The following is a 22,316-nucleotide window of genomic DNA, read 5'->3' on the forward strand; positions in this document are numbered from 1 at the left end:
CGGACCGTTTCCATGATCAAACGCTAAAGCAACTGTTGAATTGCCTGCGCGACAGGTGCCAGGCCAGACTTCGATTTGCAGCGCTTGAGCCGTGCCTCCAGATTACGGTCGGGCATGGCGTGGCTGCGCAGGGCATGGGCCGTTTGCTCGACGTAATCGCGGGTGGTGCCGTAGCGCCCGCAGGCGTTTTCAAATACATGGCTCAGTACATGATCTGGCAGGTTGCCGGCATAACTGGGCAAGTGGCGCTCCAGCACAAAACCCAAGGCCTGGACCTGGCTGCCATCTTCAAGTCGGCAATTGAGCCAGTGCGGGCGATAGGACGGGAATGGCATCTCGCGCTGCCAAAGTGCATACAGTGAGGCTTCGAGTTGCTCTTCGGGCAGGCGATAGGCGAAGCCGCTGCAGGAACCACCGCGATCCAGGCCAAACACCAGTCCGGGCATTTCCGGGGTGCCGCGATGCTCGTGGGACCACAGGTACAAGCCGCGATGATAGCCATGCACCCGACCGCGAACCCGCTCCACTGCCGTGCACTCAGGCCGCCAGATCAGCGACCCGTAGGCAAACAACCACACCGGCCCGCCCTTGTGGCGCGCCATGGTCGATTGCATCGAGCTGAGCAATTGTTCGTGCGTGAGCTGCGGCCCCAGATCGAGCCGCGGGGGGTAAGCCAGATTCAGAAAAGCAGATTCGATGGCGCTCATGGCGAATAGCGTTCAGCTCCCCGCGAGTGAAGAATTACTTAATAGAACGCACAGCTGTAACAATAAGGCACATAAGTTTTAAGGCAATTTAAGTGCCACGGCATCGTGCTTAATTAATTACCTGATTGAGATATAACCTACCGAAATTTATAAAAGTTTATAAATACCGATAGGCTATATAGAGAGTTATAACCCTGTGCAGGAGCAATCAGGATCGGGGGGCGTAGGCAAACACGTCGGCGCGCATCTGGTGGGCGTCCATCCCCGCCTCGACCAGCGCATCCAGCGTGCCGTAGACCATGGCCGGCGAGCCGCTGGCGTACACGTGCAAGGCCTTGAGGTCGGGGAAGTCTTCACAGACGGCCTCGTGCAACATGCCGCAACGCCCCTCCCAGCCGCATTGGTCGCTGACGACCTTGTGCAGGAACAGGTTGGGCAATTTCAGCCATTCGTCCCAGTGTTCGACCTGATAGAAATCTTCCGGACGACGCACGCCCCAATACAGATGCACCGGATGCTTGAAACCCGTGGCCCGGCAATGCTCGATCAAGCTGTGGATCTGGCCCATGCCGGTGCCAGCGGCGATCAGCACCAGGGGACCTTCCGGCAGTTCGGCCAGGTGAGTATCGCCGAACGGCAACTCGACCCGCACCATGCGGTTGCGCTGAAGCTGTTCGATGAGGCTCAGTGCACTGGTTTCGCGCGCCAGGACGTGAATTTCCAGGTCACGCCCCCCATGTGGCGCCGAGGCCAGGGAAAACGCAGACTTTTCGCCGTTCTCGCGCTCGATCATCAAATACTGGCCGGCGTGATAACGCGGCGGCTTGCCGGCCGGCGCCCGCAGACGCACACGCCAGGTGTCGCCGCCCACGTCCCTGCACTCAATGACCTGACACGACACGCTGCGCACCGGCAGTTCTCCCAGCGCGAGCACGCCATCCCACAGCACGATGCAGTCTTCCAGCGGCTCCGCTATGCAAGTGTAGAACTCGCCATGGTCGCGCACATTGCCGGCCTGTTCGACGCGCCCTTCCACCAGCAGTGCCGCGCACACGTGGCAATTGCCATTGCGGCAGCTTTGCGGGCATTCGTAGCCCAAACGCCGTGCGCCATCGAGAATCCGCTCGCCGGGCAATATCTCAAGCACTGCTCCGGAGGGCTGCAAGGTTACACGCATCAATCTATTCCTAACTGATTCCAGATGGCATCGATCCGCTGAGTCACGGCATCGTCCTTGACGATCACCCGGCCCCACTCGCGGGTGGTTTCGCCCGGCCATTTATGCGTGGCATCCAGGCCCATTTTCGAGCCCAGGCCAGACACCGGCGAGGCGAAGTCGAGGTAGTCGATCGGCGTGTTGTCGATCATCACCGTGTCGCGCTTGGGGTCCATGCGCGTGGTGATGGCCCAGATCACGTCGTTCCAGTCGCGGGCGTTGATATCGTCGTCGGTGACGATAACGAACTTGGTGTACATGAACTGTCGCAAAAACGACCAGACACCCAGCATGACCCGCTTGGCATGACCCGGATACGACTTCTTCATGGTCACGATGGCCATACGGTACGAGCATCCTTCAGGCGGCAGGTAGAAGTCGGTGATCTCCGGGAACTGCTTCTGCAGGATCGGCACGAACACTTCGTTGAGCGCCACGCCGAGGATCGCCGGCTCATCCGGTGGACGGCCGGTGTAGGTGCTGTGGTAGATCGGCTTGATCCGGTGGGTGATGCGCTCGACGGTGAACACCGGGAAGCTGTCGACTTCGTTGTAGTAGCCGGTGTGGTCGCCGTAGGGGCCTTCATCGGCCATTTCGCCCGGGTGGATCACGCCTTCGAGGATGATCTCGGCAGTGGCTGGCACTTGCAGGTCGTTGCCACGGCACTTGACCAGTTCGGTGCGATTACCGCGCAACAGGCCGGCGAAAGCGTATTCCGACAGGCTGTCTGGCACCGGGGTCACGGCGCCGAGGATGGTCGCCGGGTCAGCGCCGAGCGCGACCGAGACCGGGAATGGCTGGCCGGGGTGCTTTTCGCACCACTCACGGAAATCCAGCGCGCCGCCACGGTGGCTCAGCCAGCGCATGATGACCTTGTTGCGACCAATCACTTGCTGGCGATAGATGCCGAGGTTCTGGCGATCCTTGTTCGGGCCCTTGGTGACGGTCAGGCCCCAGGTGATCAGCGGACCGACGTCGCCCGGCCAGCAAGTCTGCACCGGCAGCATCGCCAGGTCGACGTCGTCACCTTCGATGACCACTTCCTGGCACACCGCGTCCTTGACGACTTTGGGCGCCATCGAAATGATCTTGCGGAAGATTGGCAGCTTCGACCAGGCATCCTTCAGGCCCTTCGGCGGCTCAGGTTCCTTGAGGAACGCCAGCAGCTTGCCGATCTCGCGCAGCTCGCTGACCGATTCGGCGCCCATGCCCATGGCCACCCGCTCGGGCGTGCCGAAGAGGTTGCCGAGCACCGGGATGTCGTAGCCGGTCGGCTTCTCGAACAACAGCGCCGGGCCTTTGGCCCGCAGCGTGCGATCACACACCTCGGTCATCTCCAGCACCGGAGACACGGGGATCTGGATGCGTTTCAACTCTCCGCGCTGCTCAAGCTGCTGCACGAAATCCCGAAGATCCTTGAATTTCATTGATGATGGCACCCGAAAAATAGGCGTACATCCTACCTGCTCTGCCGCCCGCTGGCAGCCTGTCGCTGCTTATCTGGATGCATTCACCTGGCGTTTTTCCGGGTTTCCCCTGGCTTTCAGGCCGACAAACAGCGGTTCGAGGACCGGCGCCACCCAGCGTGCACCGACCTGCGAGAGGTGATTGTCATCGGTGTACAACGAATAACCGCCGCGTTCGGCACGGCACAGGCCGCTCGCATCACACAGCCTCGGTGCCGGGTCCAGTACACGGACTGCCGGGTCTTGGGCCAGCTGAGCGAACAACTGACTGATGAATGCCTGCCGCTCGTGATGCTTGGCGATTGCCAGGCCGACGTCGTCGACCGGACGACCCAGCATTGCCAGCCGCGTCAGGCGGTACGGTGGGCTGAAAGCCTGCAAGGGCGCTTCCTTGACCAACCAGACTCGGTGCCCTTGCGCCCGCAATTGCGCGACGCGTGAACGCAGCCCCTGCGCCAAACGTTGTTCGGCGATGGCGCGGTCGTAATGCCCCTCTGGCGTGCGCAAGGCATGAGCCAGATCACCCTTGGCGTCGCCGTAGAGATAAAGGCTCCAACGTGCGACCAGCACGACATCACTGACAGACTGCGGTTTCAGGGCCTCTTCGACTCGCCGGTTGAACCGGGCACAACGCGCATCGTGCTCCAGGCCCTCGACGGGCAAGCAACCGGGAGAACTGGCCAGGACCACACTGACACCATGGGCCTTGGCGCCGTCATCGAACGCCGGAATCAGCGCCGTGGCGTGGCTGTCACCCCACACCAGCGCCCGGGATGGGCGGTCTTGAATGCCGTAGTGGCAGAACAATTTGTCGTCCGGGGTCTTGTCGTTGGCCAGGCAGGCCATCAGTTCCGGTCGCCATTCGCGCCCCTTGGCGTATTGCAGGGCCTGATCGGACAGGCGCCAGCGCAATCCATCGGTCCAGCGCAGCGTTTGCCCGGCCAGGCCGAGCACCAGAATGCCGCAAGCACCCGCGAGCAGAATCTGCCGGCGACCGGCGAATAGGCGACGCTCACGGAACGGCGTCTCGACAAACCGCCATGACAGGTAACCCAGCACCAGGCTGAGCAGGATAAGGCCAGCGCCATCGAGCGCACTCGACTCGGAGACACTGGCGTAGCTGGACATCACAAACACCGGCCAATGCCACAGGTACCAGGAATAGGAAATCAGGCCGAGGCCCACCATCGCCCGACTGCTCAACAACTGCCCCACCAAAGTGGGACGATGACCGTTGGCCAGAATCAGCAGCACCACGCCCAGTACCGGCAACAACGCCGCGACGCCCGGGAATGGCGTGGACTTGTCGTAACCGAACACCGCCAGCAGGATCAGCGACATGCCCAACAGGCTCAGCCACTGCGCCGCCATCGGCTTGAGACGCCACGCAGATTTGGGCGCTACCGCCAGCATCGCACCGGCCAGCAGTTCCCAGGCCCGCATCGGCAGCAGGAAGAACGCTTTTTCCGGATGATGGGCGACGGCCCACACGCTCAGGCCAAACGACCCCAGCAACACCGCGAACAGCGCCAGCCGCCAATGCTTGAGACGGCTCGACAGCAGTGTCAGCAACAACGGGAAGAGAATGTAGAACTGTTCCTCCACTGCCAGCGACCAGGTGTGCAGCAGCGGCTTGAGGTCCGAGGCGACATCGAAATAGCCAGCCTGGCGCATGAACAGCAGGTTCGACACGAACGTCACCTGATAGCGCACCGAGCGGCCGAGCTCTTCGTAATCCTTCGGCGCCAGCAGGAACCAACCGACGGCCAGCACCGCGATGATCATCACAAACAGCGCCGGCAGAATCCGCCGCGCCCGCCGGGCCCAGAACTCGACGAAACTGAAGCGCCCGGCCTGGCGCTGGTTCCAGATGATCGAAGTGATCAGGTAACCGGAAATCACGAAAAACACGTCCACGCCGACATAACCGCCGGTAAATCCCGGAACGCCAAAATGAAACAGCACGACGGCGATCACCGCCACGGCGCGCAAGCCGTCGATATCCCGTCTGTAAACCAGTGTGCTCATAGAACGCCAAGCCATTCAGATCATTGTTTTAGTGCAACCAGCGCATGGGCCTCGTTGAACGCTGGCCACGCCAGTTGTTGATTGCTCACCAACTGACCTTAGCCGCTGCAAAACCTCCCATGTAAAAGCCAAAAAATGCACAAAAAAAATGGCGCCCCACTGGGGCGCCATTCTCTTGGATTCAACCGTTGATGTTACTTGCGTTTCATCGACAGGAAGAATTCGTCGTTGGTCTTGGTCGTTTTCAGCTTGTCGACCAGGAACTCGATGGCTGCTACTTCATCCATCGGGTGCAGCAGCTTGCGCAGGATCCACATGCGTTGCAACTCGTCGTCTGCCGTCAGCAACTCTTCGCGGCGGGTACCGGAACGGTTGATGTTGATGGCCGGGAAGACGCGCTTTTCAGCGATGCGGCGATCCAGTGGCAGCTCCATGTTGCCGGTGCCCTTGAATTCCTCGTAGATCACTTCGTCCATCTTCGAACCGGTTTCAACCAGTGCGGTGGCGATAATGGTCAGCGAGCCGCCTTCTTCGATGTTTCGCGCAGCGCCGAAGAAACGTTTCGGTTTCTCCAAGGCGTGAGCATCGACACCACCGGTGAGTACTTTGCCGGAGCTCGGGATCACGGTGTTGTAGGCGCGGGCCAGACGGGTGATGGAGTCGAGCAGGATCACCACGTCCTTCTTGTGCTCGACCAGGCGCTTGGCCTTCTCGATCACCATTTCGGCAACCTGCACGTGACGGGTTGGCGGCTCGTCGAACGTCGAGGCAACCACTTCGCCGCGCACGGTGCGCTGCATTTCGGTTACTTCTTCCGGACGTTCGTCGATCAGCAGCACGATCAGGTGAACTTCAGGGTTATTACGCGCGATGTTCGCGGCAATGTTCTGCAGCATGATCGTCTTGCCCGCTTTCGGCGGTGCAACGATCAGACCGCGCTGGCCTTTACCGATCGGGGCGCAGAGGTCGATGACACGTCCGGTGAGGTCTTCGGTGGAACCGTTACCGGCTTCCATCTTCATGCGCACGGTCGGGAACAGCGGGGTCAGGTTCTCGAAGAGAATCTTGTTTTTCGCGTTTTCCGGACGGTCGTAGTTGATGGTATCGACCTTGAGAAGCGCGAAATAACGCTCGCCTTCCTTTGGAGGGCGGATCTTGCCAACGATGGTGTCACCGGTACGCAAGTTGAAACGACGGATCTGGCTCGGCGAGACGTAGATATCGTCCGGGCCGGCGAGATAGGAAGCGTCAGCGGAGCGCAGGAAGCCGAAGCCGTCCTGGAGAATCTCCAGCACGCCATCACCGGAGATTTCCTCACCGCTTTTCGCGTGCTTCTTGAGCAGGGAGAAAATCACGTCCTGCTTGCGCGAACGGGCCATATTTTCTATGCCCATCTGTTCGGCCAATTCGAGCAGTTCGGTAATCGGCTTTTGCTTGAGTTCAGTCAGATTCATATAGGAATGACGTAATCATTTATGGAGGGGGGAAATTAAGCTTTTGGCTTAATGAGGCCGCGCCGCAGAGAAGGCGACAGGATCGCGTACTTATTCGAAAAGGAGTGCGTCGGCGACGGCTAGCAGGGGGCAGTGGAGAAACCACTGCGGGGCCGAATGTAACACCTGAGTTTGGGAGCGTCTAGCCCTGAATACGCAAAAAGCCCCGCTATTTGCGGGGCTTTTTTGGGACACTTGTCAGCGACGCTTAGATGTTGGCGTCGAGGAAAGCAGCCAGTTGCGACTTCGACAGTGCGCCGACCTTGGTCGCTTCAACGTTGCCGTTCTTGAACAGCATCAGGGTCGGGATACCACGAACGCCGTGCTTGGCCGGAGTTTCCTGGTTTTCGTCGATGTTCAGCTTGGCAACGGTCAGCTTGCCTTTGTAGGTTTCTGCAATTTCGTCCAGAACCGGAGCGATCATTTTGCAAGGGCCGCACCATTCAGCCCAGTAGTCGACCAGTACAGCGCCTTCGGCCTTGAGTACGTCGGCTTCGAAGCTGGCGTCGCTAACGTGTTTGATCAGATCGCTGCTCATGGAATTCTCCAGGTTGTAAGCAAAAAAACGTGGCCCATCATAGCTGCCCTTCCCGTGTTCAGGAAGCCGCAGATGATTGAGTCTCGCTATGGTGTTCGATGAGTTTGGGTATAGCTCAAGCCAACTTATTTTGTGTCCGTGAGGCCGCCTTCGCGGGCAAGCCCGCTCCCACAGGGTCCTGCGGTGGAATACAATTGCGCGTTGACTACAATAACTGTGGGAGCGGGCTTGCCCGCGAAGAGGCCAGTCGCCGCACCACTTGAACCCCCAAGCCAAAAGATCGCAGCCTCCTGCAGCTCCTGCGCGTTGGCGCCAGCCTTTGATCGTGGCACGATGTCGAGGTAATCGACCGAGATCCCCTGACCATGCCGCATTCCCAAGCCAAGAACCTGTCCCTGATCGCCGCAATCGACCTGGGCTCCAACAGTTTCCATATGGTCGTGGCCAAGGCCCAGAACGGCGAGATCCGTATTCTCGAGCGTCTCGGGGAGAAGGTTCAGCTGGCCGCCGGCATCGACGAAGAGCGCCACCTCAACGAAGAATCGATGCAACGCGGGCTCGACTGCCTCAAGCGTTTCGCCCAACTGATCAACGGCATGCCCACCGGCGCCGTGCGCATCGTCGGCACCAACGCCCTGCGCGAAGCCCGCAACCGCGCCGAATTCATCCGTCGCGCCGAAGAAATCCTCGGTCACCCGGTAGAAGTCATTTCCGGCCGTGAAGAAGCACGCCTGATCTATCTGGGTGTCTCCCATACCCTCGCCGACACCCCGGGCAAGCGACTGGTGGCCGACATCGGCGGCGGCAGTACCGAGTTCATCATCGGCCAGCGTTTCGAGCCACTGCTGCGCGAAAGCCTGCAGATGGGCTGCGTCAGCTACACCCAGCGTTATTTCAAGGACGGCAAGATCACCCCGGCCCGTTACGCCCAGGCGTACACCGCGGCGCGGCTGGAGATCATGAGCATCGAGCACGCCCTGCACCGCCTGACCTGGGATGAAGCCATCGGCTCCTCGGGCACTATCCGCGCCATCGGCCTGGCGCTGAAGGCAGGTGGCCACGGCACCGGTGAGGTCAATGCCGACGGCCTGGCCTGGCTCAAGCGCAAGCTGATCAAGCTCGGCGACGTCGAGAAAATCGACTTCGAAGGCATCAAGCCGGATCGCCGGGCGATTTTCCCGGCCGGCCTGGCGATTCTCGAAGCGATCTTCGACTCCCTCGAACTGCAACGCATGGACCACTGCGAGGGCGCCCTGCGCGAAGGCGTGCTCTATGACCTGCTGGGCCGCCATCATCACGAAGACGTGCGCGAACGCACCCTCACCTCGCTGATGGAGCGCTACCACGTCGATCAGGAGCAAGTCGTACGGGTTGAGCGCAAGGCGCTGCATGCGTTCGACCAGGTGGCCAAGGACTGGGAACTGGAAGACGGCGTCTGGCGCGAGCTGCTTGGCTGGGCGGCCAAGGTCCATGAAGTGGGCCTGGACATTGCGCATTACCAGTACCACAAGCATGGCGCCTACCTGATCGAGCACTCGGACCTCGCCGGGTTCTCCCGCGAAGATCAGTTGATGCTGGCGCTGCTGGTGCGCGGCCATCGACGCAACATCCCCAAGGACAAGTTCGCCGACTTCGGCGAAGACGGCACCAAGCTGATCCGCCTGTGCGTGTTGCTGCGCTTTGCGATCCTGTTCCACCACATCCGTGGCACCCAGCAGATGCCGCAGGTGGAATTGAACGCCAACGGCAATTGCCTGGAAGTGGTGTTCCCGGAGAACTGGCTGGATGAAAATCAACTGACCCAGGCCGACTTCGAAATCGAAGCGCAATGGCTGACCCGCGTCGATATCGTCCTTAGCGTTCGATAAACAACTCATCGCTGAACCACGCCCCTTGTAGGAGCCGGCTTGCCGGCGAAGGCGCTTTCAAGCCTTGCGCCGAATTCAAGACCACCTTCGCTGGCAAGCCAGCTCCTACAGAGTTCGCTGGAACAAAAAAGGGCGATCCGTATGGATCGCCCTTTTTTGTTCCAGCGGGTTGCGCGTTACCGCACAGCCAGGATCGGGCTGCCCAATCGCTCCAGCAATGTCGCCTGGGCGCTGCGTGGGTTCTGGTTGCCGGTCGGCGTGTTGCGGATGTAACGACCGTCCGACTGCAGGCTCCAGCTGTGGGTGTTGTCGGTGAGGTACAGTTCCAGCTCTTTCTTGACCCGCATGATCAGCTTCTTGCCTTCCACCGGGAAGCAAGTCTCGACGCGCTTGTCGAGGTTGCGCTCCATCCAGTCGGCGCTGGAGAGGAACATCTGCTCGTCGCCGCCATTGAGGAAGTAGAACACCCGGGTGTGTTCCAGGAAGCGGCCGATGATCGAGCGCACGTGGATGTTGTGGGAAACCCCGGCGATGCCTGGCCGCAGGCAGCACATGCCGCGCACCACCAGGTCGATGCGCACGCCCGACTGGCTGGCCTTGTACAGCGCGCGGATGATCTTCGGATCGGTCAGCGAGTTGAACTTGGCAATGATGTGCGCCGGCTTGCCGTCGAGGGCGAACTGGGTTTCGCGGGCAATCATGTCGAGCATGCCCTTTTTCAGGGTGAACGGCGCATGCAGCAGCTTCTTCATGCGCAGCGTCTTACCCATGCCGATCAACTGGCTGAACAGCTTGCCAACGTCTTCGCACAAGGCGTCGTCGGAGGTCAGCAAGCTGTAGTCGGTGTACAGGCGGGCGTTGCCGGCGTGGTAGTTACCGGTGCCGAGGTGCGCGTAACGCACGATTTCGCCGGCCTCTCGACGTAAAATCAGCATCATCTTGGCGTGGGTCTTGAAGCCGACCACACCGTAGATCACCACCGCGCCGGCCGCTTGCAGGCGGCTGGCCAGTTGCAGGTTGGACTCTTCGTCGAACCGCGCACGCAGTTCGATCACCGCCGTGACCTCTTTACCGTTACGCGCCGCATCCACCAGCGCGTCGACGATTTCCGAGTTGGCGCCGGAACGGTACAACGTCTGGCGCACGGCCAGCACGTGTGGGTCCTTGGCCGCCTGGCGCAGCAGGTCGACCACCGGAGTGAACGACTCGAACGGGTGCAGCAGCAGGATGTCCTGCTTGCTGATCACGCTGAAGATGTTCTCGCTGTTCTGCAGCAGTTTCGGGATCTGCGGGGTGAACGGCAGGTACTGCAGCTCGCGCTGGCTGTCCAGGCCGGTGATGCTGAACAGGCGTGTCAGGTTCACCGGACCGTTGACCTGATACAGCTCGGTCTCGCTCAGGTTGAATTGCTTGAGCAGGTAGTCCGACAGGTGTTTAGGGCAGGTATCGGCCACTTCCAGACGCACCGCATCGCCGTAGCGACGGGAGAACAGCTCACCGCGCAGGGCACGGGCCAAGTCTTCGACGTCTTCGGAATCCAGCGCCAGGTCGGCGTTACGGGTCAGGCGGAACTGGTAGCAGCCCTTGACCTTCATGCCCTGGAACAGGTCATCGGCGTGGGCGTGGATCATCGACGACAGGAACACATAGTTGTCGCCCGGGCCGCCGACTTCTTCCGGCACCTTGATGATGCGCGGCAGCAGACGCGGGGCCGGGATGATCGCAAGGCCAGAGTCGCGTCCGAAGGCGTCGATGCCTTCGAGCTCGACGATGAAGTTAAGGCTCTTGTTCACCAGCAACGGGAACGGGTGCGTCGGGTCGAGACCGATCGGGGTGATGATCGGTGCGATCTCGTCGCGGAAATAACGGCGGACCCAGGTCTTGAGCTTGGTCGTCCAGTTGCGGCGACGGATGAAACGGACCTGATGTTTTTCCAGCTCCGGCAACAGGATTTCATTGAGAATCGCGTACTGGCGGTCGACGTGACCGTGCACCAGTTCGCTGATACGCGCCAGGGCCTGGTGCGGTTGCAAGCCATCGGCGCCGGCCTGTTCACGGGCGAAGGTGATCTGCTTCTTCAGGCCGGCGACACGAATCTCGAAGAACTCGTCCAGGTTGCTGGAGAAGATCAGCAGAAACTTCAGCCGCTCCAGCAAGGGGTAGGACTCGTCCAGCGCCTGCTCCAGCACGCGGATATTGAACTGCAATTGCGAAAGCTCGCGGTGGATGTACAGGCTGCTGTCATCCAGGCCAGGAATGGCGATCGCCGGCGCGGAGGCAGCGGGCTCGACGACCGCCGCGGGCTGAGCGGGCTCCAGCTCCGGCGGGGTCTCGTCGACTTGCTCCATCACAGGTTGAGCGTCTTTTACGGCAACTTCAGTGAGCACTTCGGTATTCATCGAATGTTCCTGGGAGGGCTATTTTTGCTCTCGTAACAATTGGGCGGCACGAACGGCAAAGTACGTCAGGATGCCATCGGCGCCTGCCCGTTTGAAAGCGGTCAGCGACTCGAGGATAACCCCTTCGCTCAACCAGCCATTCTGGATTGCCGCCATGTGCATGGCGTATTCGCCGCTGACTTGATAAACAAACGTCGGCACTTTGAATTCTTCTTTGACCCGGCACAGGATGTCGAGGTACGGCATGCCTGGCTTGACCATGACCATGTCTGCGCCTTCTGACAAGTCCGCCGCCACTTCGTGCAGGGCTTCGTTGCTGTTGGCCGGGTCCATCTGATAGGAGGCCTTGTTGGCCTTGCCCAGGTTCAGCGCCGAACCGACCGCATCGCGGAATGGGCCGTAATAGGCGCTCGCGTACTTGGCCGAGTAGGCCATGATCCGCACGTTGACGTGACCGGCCACTTCGAGGGCCTCACGGATCGCCTGGATGCGACCGTCCATCATGTCCGAGGGCGCGACAACCTGAGCGCCAGCCTCGGCATGGGACAAGGCCTGGCGGACCAGCGCGTCGACGGTGATGTCGTTCTGCACGTAGCCTTCTTCGTCGAGGATGCCGTCCTGGCCGTGGGTGGTGAACGGGTCCAGGGCGACATCGGTGATCACACCCAGCTCAGGAAATTGTGTGCGCAACGCGCGGGTGGCGCGTTGGGCGATGCCTTCGGGGTTCCAGGCTTCGGCAGCGTCCAGCGACTTGAGGTCGGCGGGCGTCACCGGGAACAACGCCAACGCGGGAATCCCCAGCTCGACCCACTTGGCCGCCTCCTCCAGCAACAGATCGATGGTCAGGCGTTCGACGCCCGGCATCGAGGCCACCGCTTCGCGACGGTTTTCACCGTCCAGCACGAACACCGGCAGGATCAGGTCATCGACGGTCAGGACGTTTTCACGGACCAGGCGACGCGAGAAGTCGTCACGACGGTTGCGGCGCAGGCGGGTTGCGGGGAACAGACGGTTGGCGGGGGTAAAGCTCACGGCAGACTCCTGAGCCCGCGCTTTCGGGCGAGCGTGACAGTTATAAGCGGCCATTATGACGAACGTATGACAGTTGTGCGCACCGGTGTGACAGGTAGCCGCATTCCATTGTCGTTGTAGGAAATGTTCACGTCGAGACACATTTGGACACTTTCCTGAATGTGCCCGAAGGGTTAGGCTGCGCGTTCATTTCGCCAGCACCCAGACAATGCTCCAACAATTTCTGCATGACTTTGGCTACTTTGCCCTTTTCCTGGGCACGTTCTTCGAAGGCGAAACCATCCTGGTACTCGCGGGCTTTCTCGCGTTCCGTGGATACATGGACATCAACCTGGTGGTGGTCGTGGCTTTCTGCGGCAGCTATGCCGGCGACCAGCTGTGGTATTTCCTGGGACGCAAGCACGGTCGCAAGCTGCTGGCGCGCAAACCTCGCTGGCAAATGATGGGCGATCGGGCGCTGGAACACATCCGCAAGCACCCGGACATCTGGGTCCTCAGTTTCCGCTTCGTCTACGGTTTGCGCACGGTCATGCCGGTGGCCATTGGTCTTTCGGGTTATCCACCAGGACGCTACCTGCTGCTCAACGGCATTGGCGCGGCGGTCTGGGCGGCGGCGCTGGCGGCGGCCGCGTACCATTTCGGCGCGGTGCTCGAAGGCATGCTCGGCAGCGTGAAGAAGTACGAGCTGTGGGTACTCGGAGCCTTGCTGGTGCTGGGCGTGGTGCTTTGGCTGCGGCGGCGATTCAAGAACGCCCGCCTGGCCAGGCAGGTTTACGCCGACGAGCAGGCCTTGAAGGCTGCACGCAGCAAATCCGAAGGTCCTACGACACCAACCGAGTGATACGGTTGCGGCAACAGTAGAGACCGATACCGCTCAACAGGCTGTAGCTGAGCAGGCCGACCCAGCCCACCGCGCTGGCCGGCCAAAGGCCCACGACAGGCGCCAGCCACACCAGCGGCACATTCGACGCCAGCCGCAACAGCTCCACCTTCAACGCCCACGGGCGATTCTCCAGAGCCACGCCCAACCCAAACAAGCCCAGCGCCACCGCGACCCAGCCCAGCAGTAATGCGGCGGTTGGCAAGTGCGCCTGGAGGTTCATCAAGTAGCTGCCCAGCGCGATATAAACGCAGAACTGCAACAGGACGTAGAGTTGCTGGCGCCCGTCGAGCGGCACGTCGAACTTACTGAACCGGGTCAGGTCCGGCTTGCTCAGCGGGTAGTTCGCCGCCACGTCCGCTGGCCGCCATCCGGTGCGCATGAACCAGATCCGCAGCTTGTCCCAGGTGCGCTCGGCACGCCGCGCATCGGCCCACAATTGCGCATAGAACTGCACGTTCGCCCACAGCGGATTCCAGCTCGCCAGCGGCGTGGTCACGCCGAAAATCACCGGCTCGTTATCATCCTCTTCCTGGAACGAACCGAACAGCCGGTCCCAAATAATGAACACCCCGCCGTAGTTGCGATCCATGTAGAGAGCGTTCTGTGCATGGTGGGCCCGATGATTGGACGGTGTGACAAAGAACCATTCGAACCAGCCCAGCTTGGGAATGTGCCGGGTGTGTACCCAGAATTGGTACAGCAGGTTCAGCGCCGCGACGCTGACAAACACCAGCAGCGGCACGCCGAACACCGCCATCGGCAGATAGAAGATCCAGCTCAGCAAGAACCCGGTACTGGTCTGGCGCAACGCCGTGGACAAGTTGTAGTCCTCGCTCTGGTGATGCACCGAATGGGCGGCCCAGAGGATGTTGCGCTCATGGCCCAGGCGATGCAGCCAGTAGTAGCACAAATCGTAGAAGACAAAGGCAAGCACCCAGGTCCAGAGACTGTCGGCCGACAGCTCGAACAGCGCCAGGTGCTTGAGCGCCAACGCGTAGGTCACAAGACCCCCACCTTTGGTCAACAGGCCCGTGGTGGTCGACAGCACGCCGGTGCTGATGCTGTTGATCGCATCCGCCACCCGATAATTGCGCACCCCACGCCAACGGTCGGCCAGCAGCTCGATGGCGATCAGGACAAAGAAAAACGGCACTGCATACAGAATGAAGTCCATGACGCGCCCTGATCGGAATCTTGAGGACAGATGCTAGGCGTTGCCATGGATTAACCCTATGGCAACGCGTGCCAAATTAGTGGACATTTAACGCCATGAATCTGGAGAAAAGCCCATGAGCAAAAAAGTTGCAGTGATCCTTTCCGGTTGTGGCGTGTACGACGGCGCCGAGCTCCACGAGAGCGTCATTACCCTGCTGCGCCTAGACCAGCGCGGCGCCCAGGTGCAGTGCTTCGCACCGAACATTGCACAGCTGCATGTGATCAATCACCTGACCGGCGAGGAAATGCCCGAATCGCGCAACGTGCTGGTGGAGTCGGCGCGTATTGCCCGCGGCAACATCCAGGACATCCGTGAGGCGAACGTCGATGAGTTCGACGCGCTGATCGTACCCGGTGGTTTTGGCTCGGCGAAGAACCTGTCCAACTTCGCCCTCGAAGGCGCCGGTTGCAGCGTTCAGCCGGATGTCCTGGCGCTGACCGAAGCCTTTGCCGAGGCCGGCAAGCCGGTGGGCTTGATGTGCATCTCGCCGGCCCTCGCGGCCAAGATCTACGGCCCCGGTGTCACCTGCACCATCGGCAACGACAGCGACACCGCGGCCGCGATGAACAAGATGGGCGCGACCCACACCGATTGCGCCGTCACCGACATCGTCGAGGACAAGGCCCGAAAACTGGTGAGCACCCCGGCTTACATGCTGGCGCAAAGCATCAGTGAAGTGGCTTCCGGCATCAACAAACTGGTCGACCGGGTGCTGGAACTGACCCACGAAAACGATGCGTAACGCAAGGTAGCGATTTACACGATTCTTTGTAGGCGCTGGCTTGCCAGCGAAAGGGCCGTCCCCTTCAAGGACGATGTTGAAGGATCGATTGCTTTCGCTGGCAAGCCAGCTCCTACAAAGGCCGTCAGGGTTTGCGGGTGAGTCGGGTCAGAATCCGGTCCAGCGCATTGGCGAACGCTTGCTTCTCGCGGTCGCCGAACGGGGCCGGACCACCGCCCATTTGCCCCTGTTCGCGCAAATCGGTGAACAGGTTTCGCACGGCCAACCGCTCGCCCATGTTCTGCGCATCAAATTCCTTGCCTCGCGGATCGAGCGCGGCCACGCCCTTCTTCACCAGGCGGTCAGCCAACGGCACGTCGCTGCAGATCACCAGTTCGCCGGGCACCGCGTGTTCCACCAGGTAATCATCGGCGGCATCCGGACCGCTCGGCACCACGATCAACTTGACCAGCGCCAACCCCGGCTTGGTCTGCGGCTGCCCGGCTACCAGCACCACTTCGAACTGGCGCTTGAGGGCGAACTTCACTACCAGGTCCTTGGCTGCCCGGGGGCAGGCGTCGGCATCAATCCATACACGCATCATGTTTTCCTCTCTAAAAAGCATCGCGAGCAGGCTCACTCCCACAGGTTAACGCTAAACCTGTGGGAGTGAGCCTGCTCGCGAAAGTGAGCGCAGCGAATGCTTTTTAAGAAACCGCCACCCGCCGCTTCTCAATCACACGACTGCGGCCATACAACACGCCAATCGCAATGATTGCCAAAGCCTGGGCACCCAGCGAATACGCATCCGCATGAATCCCCAGCCACTCAAAATCAAAGAACGCCAGCGTCGCGAAACCGAAACGCCCACCGCCGCCCACCAGTCGGGGCCTCCCGCGAATTTTCGCGCTCTCCAACTCACTGATAAGCCAAAGAAAAAGGCGACCTCATGGGTCGCCTTTGTGGATTTCTGCGGGTTTAGACTACCGCTCTTCTCAGCGTTGCCATGAACGCCGCCGCGCCGATGAACAACCCGGCAAAGGTACGGTTCATGCGTTTTTGCTGCTTCGGTGTGCGCAGCAGACGCAACACCTTGGACGCCAGACCGGTGTAGCCGGCCATGACGATCAGGTCGACGCAGATCATGGTCACGCCGATCACCAGGTACTGAATCAACAGTGGCGCATGCGGGTCAATGAACTGCGGCAGCACCGCCAGCATGAACACCAGTGCCTTGGGGTTGCTGATGTTCACCAGGAAACCGCGGAACACCAGCGCCATCGGCTTGCCGATCTGGCGCACGGCCGCGTCGTCGCTCATGTCGCTGGGCAGCGCTCGCCATTGCTTGATCGCAAGGTAGACCAGGTACGCCACGCCAAACCATTTGATTGCGTAGAACGCCGAGGCCGACGCCGTGAGAATGGCACCGACGCCGGCACCGACGATGGCGATCTGCAGGGCCAGGCCCAGTTGCAGGCCCAGGGCGTTCCAGTAACCGCGCCAGAAACCGTATTGCAAACCACTGGACATCGACGCAATGGCGCCGGCACCGGGGGACAGGCTGATCACCCAGCAGGCGGCAAAAAACGCCAGCCATGTTTGAAGCTCCATTGCACACCTCGACTCGGACTCGTGACAGACGTCTAAGCTAATGCGGCTTTGGGTGAATGACTACCGATTTTTTGTAGGACATGGCGACAGCCGACCCGTGTTGGTCTCTTCGCGAGCCTGCTCGCGATAGCGGTGTAACGGCCAACAGAGGGCTTACTTTTCAAACCCGCTGGAAAACACATCCGTCCCACGCCAGCGTCGCACCGAGCGCTGGAAGAACAGACTGTTGGGCACTTGCACCATGGCGCTGCCGGTGCCAAGTTCCTCGGCTTCGATCAGCGTGGTGTACAGCAGATTGATCGCCACCACCCGACCTTTGACGCCGGGTTTGTCGGTGGTGTCCACCAACTCGACCACATCGCCCAGGCGAAACGGGCCGACGGTAAAGATCAGGATCGCGCACAGCAGGTTCGACAGCACGCTCCACATGGCGAAAAACGCCACCGCCGCGACCGCGACGAAACCGGATAACGCGGTCCATAGCACCGTGGCCGAAACCCCGAGGCGCTCCAGCACGAAAATCAGCGCGCTGCCCATGATCAGCCAACGCAGACCGCCCCGCAGCGGCATCATCAGTTGCGGCGGGAACGGATAACGCTCGCCGAGGCGGGTCAGGCCTTTGGCAACGAAGCGCTGGGTGAAATAGCCAGCCAGCAGGATCAGCAGGATTTGCACGCCGAGCAAGACCGGTTCGACCCACTGTGCCGGCAACGGCAGGTTGAGCGCGTCCATCAGGACAACGCCTCCAACTCCGCCTGCATGCTTTCCAGCAATTCCAGGGCTTGCATCCACGCCTCTTCCAGCTCTGCCTCACGCACCTTCAGCTTGGCCTGTTCGGCCAGCAGATCACGCAATTCGTTTTTGCGTAACGGCTCGTAGATGTCGCTGTCGCCGAGGCTGACATCGATCTTCGCCAGTTTTTCGTGGAGCTTGCCCAACTCGGCTTCGAGCTTGTCCGCTTCGCGCTTGTGCGGTGCCAGTTGCTGACGCAACGCAGCCGCAGCCTGGCGCTGGGCTTTCTTGTCAGTCTTGTCCGGGTTGACCGGCGTATTGCTGACCGGCGCGTTGCGCTGGCGATACTCCACCAGCCAACGGGTGTAATCCTCGAGGTCGCCGTCGAACTCCTCGACCTTGCCATCCGCCACCAGATAGAAATTGTCGGTGGTGCTTTTGAGCAAATGGCGATCGTGGGAGACCACCAATACCGCGCCACTGAATTCCTGCAGGGCCATGGTCAGCGCCAGGCGCATTTCCAGGTCCAGGTGGTTGGTCGGTTCGTCGAGCAGCAACAGGTTCGGCCGATCCCAGGCGATCAAGGCCAACGCCAGGCGTGCCTTTTCACCACCGGAGAAATTCAACACCGGCTCATCGATCCGCGCACCACGGAAGTCGAAACCACCGAGGAAATCACGCAACGTCTGTTCGCGTTCGGTCGGCGCCAGGCGCTGCAAGTGCAGCAGCGGACTGGCCTTGGCATCCAGCGAGTCGAGCTGATGCTGGGCGAAGTAACCGACCACGGTGTTCTCGCCACGGGTCAAGCGACCGGCCAATGGCGAAAGCTCGCCGGCGAGGTTCTTGATCAGGGTCGACTTACCGGCGCCGTTAGGGCCGAGCAAACCGATGCGCGCACCCGGGGTCAGTTGCAGCTTGACCTTCTCCAGCACGGCTTTGTCGCCGTAGCCCAGACGGGCGTCGGACAGGTCGATCAACGGGCTGGAAATCTTTTGCGATTCACGAAAGACAAAGTCGAACGGCGAATCGACGTGGGCCGCGGTCAGCTCTTCCATCCGCTCCAAGGCCTTGATCCGGCTCTGCGCCTGACGGGCCTTGGTGGCCTGGGCCTTGAAGCGGGCGATGTAGCTTTCCATGTGCGCACGTTGCACCTGCTGCTTCTCGTACGCCTGCTGTTGCTGGGCCAGGCGTTCGGCGCGGGCGCGTTCGAAGGCGCTGTAGCCGCCGCGGTACAGGGTGATCTTGCGCTGATCGACGTGGGCCACGTGATCGACCACGGCATCGAGGAAGTCCCGGTCGTGGGAAATCAGCATCAGGGTGCCGGGATAACTCTTGAGCCATTCTTCGAGCCAGATGATGGCGTCGAGGTCCAAGTGGTTGGTCGGTTCGTCGAGCAGCAACAGGTCCGATGGGCACATCAGGGCTTGCGCCAGGTTCAGGCGCATCCGCCAGCCACCGGAGAAATCGCCGACCTGGCGATCCATCTGCTCGTTGGTAAAGCCAAGGCCGGCCAGCAACTTGCGCGCCCGGGCGTCGGCGGTGTAACCGTCGGCGCTATCGAGTTCCGAGTGCAGGCGGGCCTGTGCGGCACCGTCATGGGCCGCTTCGGCTGCCGCCAGGTCGCGTTGCACCTGGCGCAGGCGCAGGTCGCCATCGAGCACGTAGTCGACCGCCAGGCGTTCGAGGGTGTCGACCTCCTGGCGCATATGGGCGATACGCCAGTCGGCCGGCAGGAAGCAATCACCCGAGTCCGGGTGCAGTTCACCCCGAAGCAAGGCGAACAGGCTCGATTTGCCGGCGCCGTTGGCACCGATGAGGCCGGCTTTCTGGCCGGCGTGCAGGGTCAGCTCGGCGTCTTCTAGCAGACGTTGCGGGCCACGCTGTAAAGTCAGGTTCTGAAGTCGAATCATAATGGCGGCGGAGTCTACCAGCTTCGCTCGCAACTGGCGCGAGTAGCACTATGTCCTCTGACCTGTGGAGATTTTCCCTGAACATTTACGCCCGTCCGGGCGTTGAGCACGCCTGCCTGCAATTGCAGTCGGGGGGGGTCAATGTGTGCCTGTTGCTGTGCGGTGCGTGGCTGGGCCAGCGGCGCGTTGCCTGTGATGAGCAACGTTTGCAACAGTTGCGCAGCATGGCTGTCAGCTGGGAAGCCGACGTCGTGCGACCGCTACGGACCTTGCGTACACAATGGAAAGCCGCCGCCTCGCAGGACGCCGGTTTGCATACCTTGCGCGAACAGATGAAGGCACTGGAGCTGGAAGCCGAGCGACAGTTGTTATTGCGTCTGGAGAAAGCGGCGCAGAGTTGGCCGCAAGAAGACGTGGCCGATCTATCAGCCTGGCTGGAAGGTGCGACGGCGGGAGCCGCCCACCTGGACCGCGACGCGCTGCATCAACTGCGCGTCGCGGTAACCGGCACTTAGGAAGCGCTGGTTGGGGTGGTTACAGCGCTCGACGCTGCGCCAGGCGTAGGTGCTGGCGCAGGTGTCGAGGTGGTGGCTGCCGGAGCAGGAGTGGCTGGTGCAGCCGCAGCAGCAGGCTTGGCAACCGGCGTCGCTGGTTTGGCGGCAACAGGTTTGCGCCCGGCAGGCTTGGCGGCTGGTTTTGCCGCAGGCTTGGCAGCAGGTTTTGCCGCAGCGGCTGGTTTTGCGGCAGTGGCAGGCTTGGCAGCGGTCGCAGGCTTCGCAGCAGCCGCTCGCGCCGCAGGTTTTGCTGCCGGCTTGGCCGCGGCTCGTGCAGCCGGTTTTGCCGCAACAGGTTTAGCCGCTGGCTTGGCTGCAGGTTTTGCAGCAGCGGTGCGTGCGGCTGGTTTAGCGGCCGCTTTTGCAGCTGGCTTCGCGACGGGTTTAGCGGCAGAAGTTTTAGCGGCAGGTTTCGCAGCGGCAGTTTTTGCGGCAACCGATTTGGCAGCCGGTTTCGCAGCCGCGGTTTTGGCAGCAACGGGTCGCGCAGCAGCCGGTTTTCTCGCAGCAGGTTTTGCCGCCGCCTTGGCCGCGGCTGTTTTAGCGGCGGGTTTGGCAGCCGCTGTTTTTGCAGCAGCAGGCCTGGCAGGTGCTTTTGCAACAGCCGGTTTGGCAGCGGTTTTCTTCGCGGGTGTCGCAGCAGGTTTGGCCGCACGCAGGGACAACGCCTTGCCGACAGCCTCTTGTACACGACCGACGCCCTGGGCCAGTTTCAGGCTTTCCTGAGCATCGCGCTTGAGTTGCAGAATGTAGGTGCGGGTTTCCGATTGACGATCCTTGAGTGCGTCAAGCAGCTCTTCCAGATCGCCGACTGCACCCTTGGCCTTGGCTTGTGCCTTGGCTTTACCGGCCGACGCAGCGTCCTGCAATTTGGTGCGGGACTTGTGCAGTTTTTCTTGCGCTTTTCCGCGCTGCTTTTCCAGTTTGGCGAGCAATTTTTCAGCATCAGCCAAGGCTTCGGAACAAGCAGTTTCCAGATGCTCGAGCAGGCTGCCCGAGAGTTGTTGGAGCAAGTGCAACGGAGTGTTAACTGGCTTCTTGGTGGCCGACATGGTTTACCTCCTGGCTGAAGTGAGTGCGGCTCATACTAGACCTCTGCTGCAACCGCCGCTAGGGCATGTTGACACTATCGAAAGCGCTGCGTTGCAAAGGATTGAAAAAGTTCTGCAACGGCACGAAAGCAGTTCACCGTTGTGCGCATTCTCACTGGCATAATCGCCCGCAATTCAGGTCGGAGAGAGCCCATGTCGCGCTACCTTTTTTTGTCGCTGTGCGTGTTTTTTTCTGCGGCCCAGGCTGCCGAAACAACACCGGGAAATGAAGCTCACGATCTCGCCTACAGCCTCGGTGCAAGCCTGGGTGAACGCTTGCGCCAGGAGGTTCCCGACCTGCAAGTGCAAGCCTTGGTCGAAGGCCTGCAACAGGCTTATCAGGGCAAGCCGCTGGCGCTGAAAGATGAACAGATCCAGCAGATTCTGGCCGAACACGAAGCCCAGGTCGCGGTGCAATCGGCCGCGCCGCCGAGCGAAGCAGCGCTGGAAAAAGAGCAGCGCTTTCTTGCCGCGCAGAAAGCCAGGCCCGGCGTGCGCGAACTGGCCGATGGCGTGCTGATGACTGAGCTGACACCAGGCACCGGCGCCAAGGCGGGACCCAACGGCAAGGTACAAGTGTTGTACATCGGACGCTTGCCCGATGGCACCGTGTTCGATCAGAACAACCAGCCGCAATGGTTCAGCCTCGACAGCGTGATCGCGGGCTGGCGCAGTGCATTGCAAAACATGCCGGTCGGGGCGAAATGGCGGCTGGTGATTCCATCGGCCCAAGCCTACGGTGCCGACGGTGCCGGTGACGTGATCGCGCCGTTCACACCCCTGGTGTTTGAAGTCGAATTACGCGGTGCGACCAGCTGATACGAAAATGCAAAACGGCGTGCCTGGGCACG

General features: G+C 61.0%; 19 protein-coding genes and 1 pseudogene. 5 read left to right on the forward strand and 15 right to left on the reverse strand.

Annotated features, from left to right (window positions below):
• Nucleotides 1-23: 23 nt before the first annotated feature.
• The 6 genes from J1D76_RS06570 to trxA all read right to left on the reverse strand — a co-directional run bounded on the left by J1D76_RS06570 (nucleotide 24) and on the right by trxA (nucleotide 7,448).
• Complete coding sequence (locus tag J1D76_RS06570) at nucleotides 24-707, reverse strand: gamma-glutamylcyclotransferase (protein WP_421137577.1); 684 nt, start codon at nucleotides 705-707, stop codon at nucleotides 24-26.
• Nucleotides 708-915: 208 nt separating this feature from the next.
• Complete coding sequence (locus tag J1D76_RS06575; RefSeq protein WP_421137578.1) at nucleotides 916-1,884, reverse strand: CDP-6-deoxy-delta-3,4-glucoseen reductase; 969 nt, start codon at nucleotides 1,882-1,884, stop codon at nucleotides 916-918.
• Entirely contained in the window at nucleotides 1,884-3,350 is a 1,467-nt protein-coding gene (gene ubiD, locus J1D76_RS06580) for a 4-hydroxy-3-polyprenylbenzoate decarboxylase (RefSeq protein WP_060542502.1), read from the reverse strand. Before ubiD ends, J1D76_RS06575 begins: the two co-directional genes overlap by 1 nt.
• Before the next feature lie 69 nt (nucleotides 3,351-3,419).
• On the reverse strand, nucleotides 3,420-5,417 hold the full coding sequence (locus J1D76_RS06585) for an acyltransferase family protein (RefSeq protein WP_421137579.1): 1,998 nt from the start codon (nucleotides 5,415-5,417) through the stop codon (nucleotides 3,420-3,422).
• Between the two features lie 194 nt (nucleotides 5,418-5,611).
• Complete coding sequence (rho, locus tag J1D76_RS06590; protein WP_046039047.1) at nucleotides 5,612-6,871, reverse strand: transcription termination factor Rho; 1,260 nt, start codon at nucleotides 6,869-6,871, stop codon at nucleotides 5,612-5,614.
• Nucleotides 6,872-7,118: 247 nt separating this feature from the next.
• Nucleotides 7,119-7,448, reverse strand: coding sequence for a thioredoxin TrxA (trxA, locus tag J1D76_RS06595; RefSeq protein ID WP_003206727.1), 330 nt, complete (start codon nucleotides 7,446-7,448; stop codon nucleotides 7,119-7,121).
• A gap of 365 nt (nucleotides 7,449-7,813) precedes the next feature.
• Between trxA and ppx the strand changes: the two genes are divergently transcribed.
• Nucleotides 7,814-9,316, forward strand: coding sequence for an exopolyphosphatase (gene ppx / locus J1D76_RS06600; protein WP_421137580.1), 1,503 nt, complete (start codon nucleotides 7,814-7,816; stop codon nucleotides 9,314-9,316).
• 176 nt (nucleotides 9,317-9,492) lie between these two features.
• On the opposite strand, the gene ppk1 is transcribed toward ppx, so the two are convergent.
• On the reverse strand, nucleotides 9,493-11,664 hold the full coding sequence (gene ppk1, locus J1D76_RS06605; RefSeq protein WP_421137644.1) for a polyphosphate kinase 1: 2,172 nt from the start codon (nucleotides 11,662-11,664) through the stop codon (nucleotides 9,493-9,495).
• A gap of 69 nt (nucleotides 11,665-11,733) precedes the next feature.
• Nucleotides 11,734-12,747 carry a porphobilinogen synthase gene (hemB, locus tag J1D76_RS06610; protein WP_421137581.1) on the reverse strand — a complete coding sequence of 338 codons (1,014 nt, stop codon included), beginning with the start codon at nucleotides 12,745-12,747 and terminating at the stop codon, nucleotides 11,734-11,736.
• A gap of 208 nt (nucleotides 12,748-12,955) precedes the next feature.
• Here hemB and J1D76_RS06615 point away from each other — a divergent pair, with 208 nt between their 5' ends.
• Nucleotides 12,956-13,588, forward strand: a complete 633-nt coding sequence (locus tag J1D76_RS06615; protein ID WP_421137582.1) for a DedA family protein — start codon at nucleotides 12,956-12,958, stop codon at nucleotides 13,586-13,588.
• Here J1D76_RS06615 and J1D76_RS06620 read toward each other — a convergent pair.
• Entirely contained in the window at nucleotides 13,569-14,804 is a 1,236-nt protein-coding gene (locus J1D76_RS06620) for a sterol desaturase family protein (RefSeq protein WP_421137583.1), read from the reverse strand. The genes J1D76_RS06615 and J1D76_RS06620 overlap by 20 nt on opposite strands.
• A gap of 115 nt (nucleotides 14,805-14,919) precedes the next feature.
• On the opposite strand from J1D76_RS06620, the gene elbB reads away from it, so the two are divergent.
• Nucleotides 14,920-15,588, forward strand: coding sequence for an isoprenoid biosynthesis glyoxalase ElbB (elbB, locus tag J1D76_RS06625; RefSeq protein ID WP_421137584.1), 669 nt, complete (start codon nucleotides 14,920-14,922; stop codon nucleotides 15,586-15,588).
• Between the two features lie 124 nt (nucleotides 15,589-15,712).
• On the opposite strand, the gene J1D76_RS06630 is transcribed toward elbB, so the two are convergent.
• The 5 genes and pseudogenes from J1D76_RS06630 to J1D76_RS06650 form a co-directional block, all read right to left on the reverse strand.
• Nucleotides 15,713-16,168, reverse strand: coding sequence for a YaiI/YqxD family protein (locus tag J1D76_RS06630; RefSeq protein WP_421137585.1), 456 nt, complete (start codon nucleotides 16,166-16,168; stop codon nucleotides 15,713-15,715).
• Between the two features lie 106 nt (nucleotides 16,169-16,274).
• Nucleotides 16,275-16,421, reverse strand: a pseudogene (locus tag J1D76_RS06635) (hypothetical protein); the annotation flags it as partial.
• A gap of 124 nt (nucleotides 16,422-16,545) precedes the next feature.
• Nucleotides 16,546-17,178: a LysE family transporter gene (locus tag J1D76_RS06640; RefSeq protein WP_421137586.1), complete on the reverse strand. Its 633-nt coding sequence runs from the start codon at nucleotides 17,176-17,178 to the stop codon at nucleotides 16,546-16,548.
• 153 nt (nucleotides 17,179-17,331) lie between these two features.
• The gene (locus J1D76_RS06645) at nucleotides 17,332-17,910 is read right to left on the reverse strand and encodes a mechanosensitive ion channel domain-containing protein (protein WP_421137587.1); all 579 of its coding nucleotides are present in this window, start codon (nucleotides 17,908-17,910) and stop codon (nucleotides 17,332-17,334) included.
• A complete protein-coding gene (locus J1D76_RS06650; protein WP_421137588.1) occupies nucleotides 17,910-19,820 on the reverse strand; it encodes an ATP-binding cassette domain-containing protein in 1,911 nt (636 codons plus the stop codon). The genes J1D76_RS06645 and J1D76_RS06650 overlap by 1 nt, the downstream gene beginning before the upstream one ends.
• Before the next feature lie 50 nt (nucleotides 19,821-19,870).
• On the opposite strand from J1D76_RS06650, the gene J1D76_RS06655 reads away from it, so the two are divergent.
• Nucleotides 19,871-20,335: a TIGR02444 family protein gene (locus J1D76_RS06655; RefSeq protein ID WP_421137589.1), complete on the forward strand. Its 465-nt coding sequence runs from the start codon at nucleotides 19,871-19,873 to the stop codon at nucleotides 20,333-20,335.
• Here the strand turns inward: J1D76_RS06655 and J1D76_RS06660 are convergent.
• Nucleotides 20,332-21,426 (reverse strand): AlgP family protein, encoded by a 1,095-nt coding sequence (locus tag J1D76_RS06660; protein WP_421137590.1) that lies wholly within the window; start codon nucleotides 21,424-21,426, stop codon nucleotides 20,332-20,334. The two genes, J1D76_RS06655 and J1D76_RS06660, sit on opposite strands and share 4 nt — an antisense overlap.
• 192 nt (nucleotides 21,427-21,618) lie before the next feature.
• Here J1D76_RS06660 and J1D76_RS06665 point away from each other — a divergent pair, with 192 nt between their 5' ends.
• Nucleotides 21,619-22,284, forward strand: a complete 666-nt coding sequence (locus J1D76_RS06665; protein ID WP_421137591.1) for an FKBP-type peptidyl-prolyl cis-trans isomerase — start codon at nucleotides 21,619-21,621, stop codon at nucleotides 22,282-22,284.
• The last annotated feature ends 32 nt before the right edge of the window (nucleotides 22,285-22,316 follow it).

It is taken from the genome of Pseudomonas sp. NFX15 (genome assembly GCF_049132105.1).
In the GTDB taxonomy this organism is placed as follows: Bacteria; Pseudomonadota; Gammaproteobacteria; order Pseudomonadales; family Pseudomonadaceae; genus Aquipseudomonas.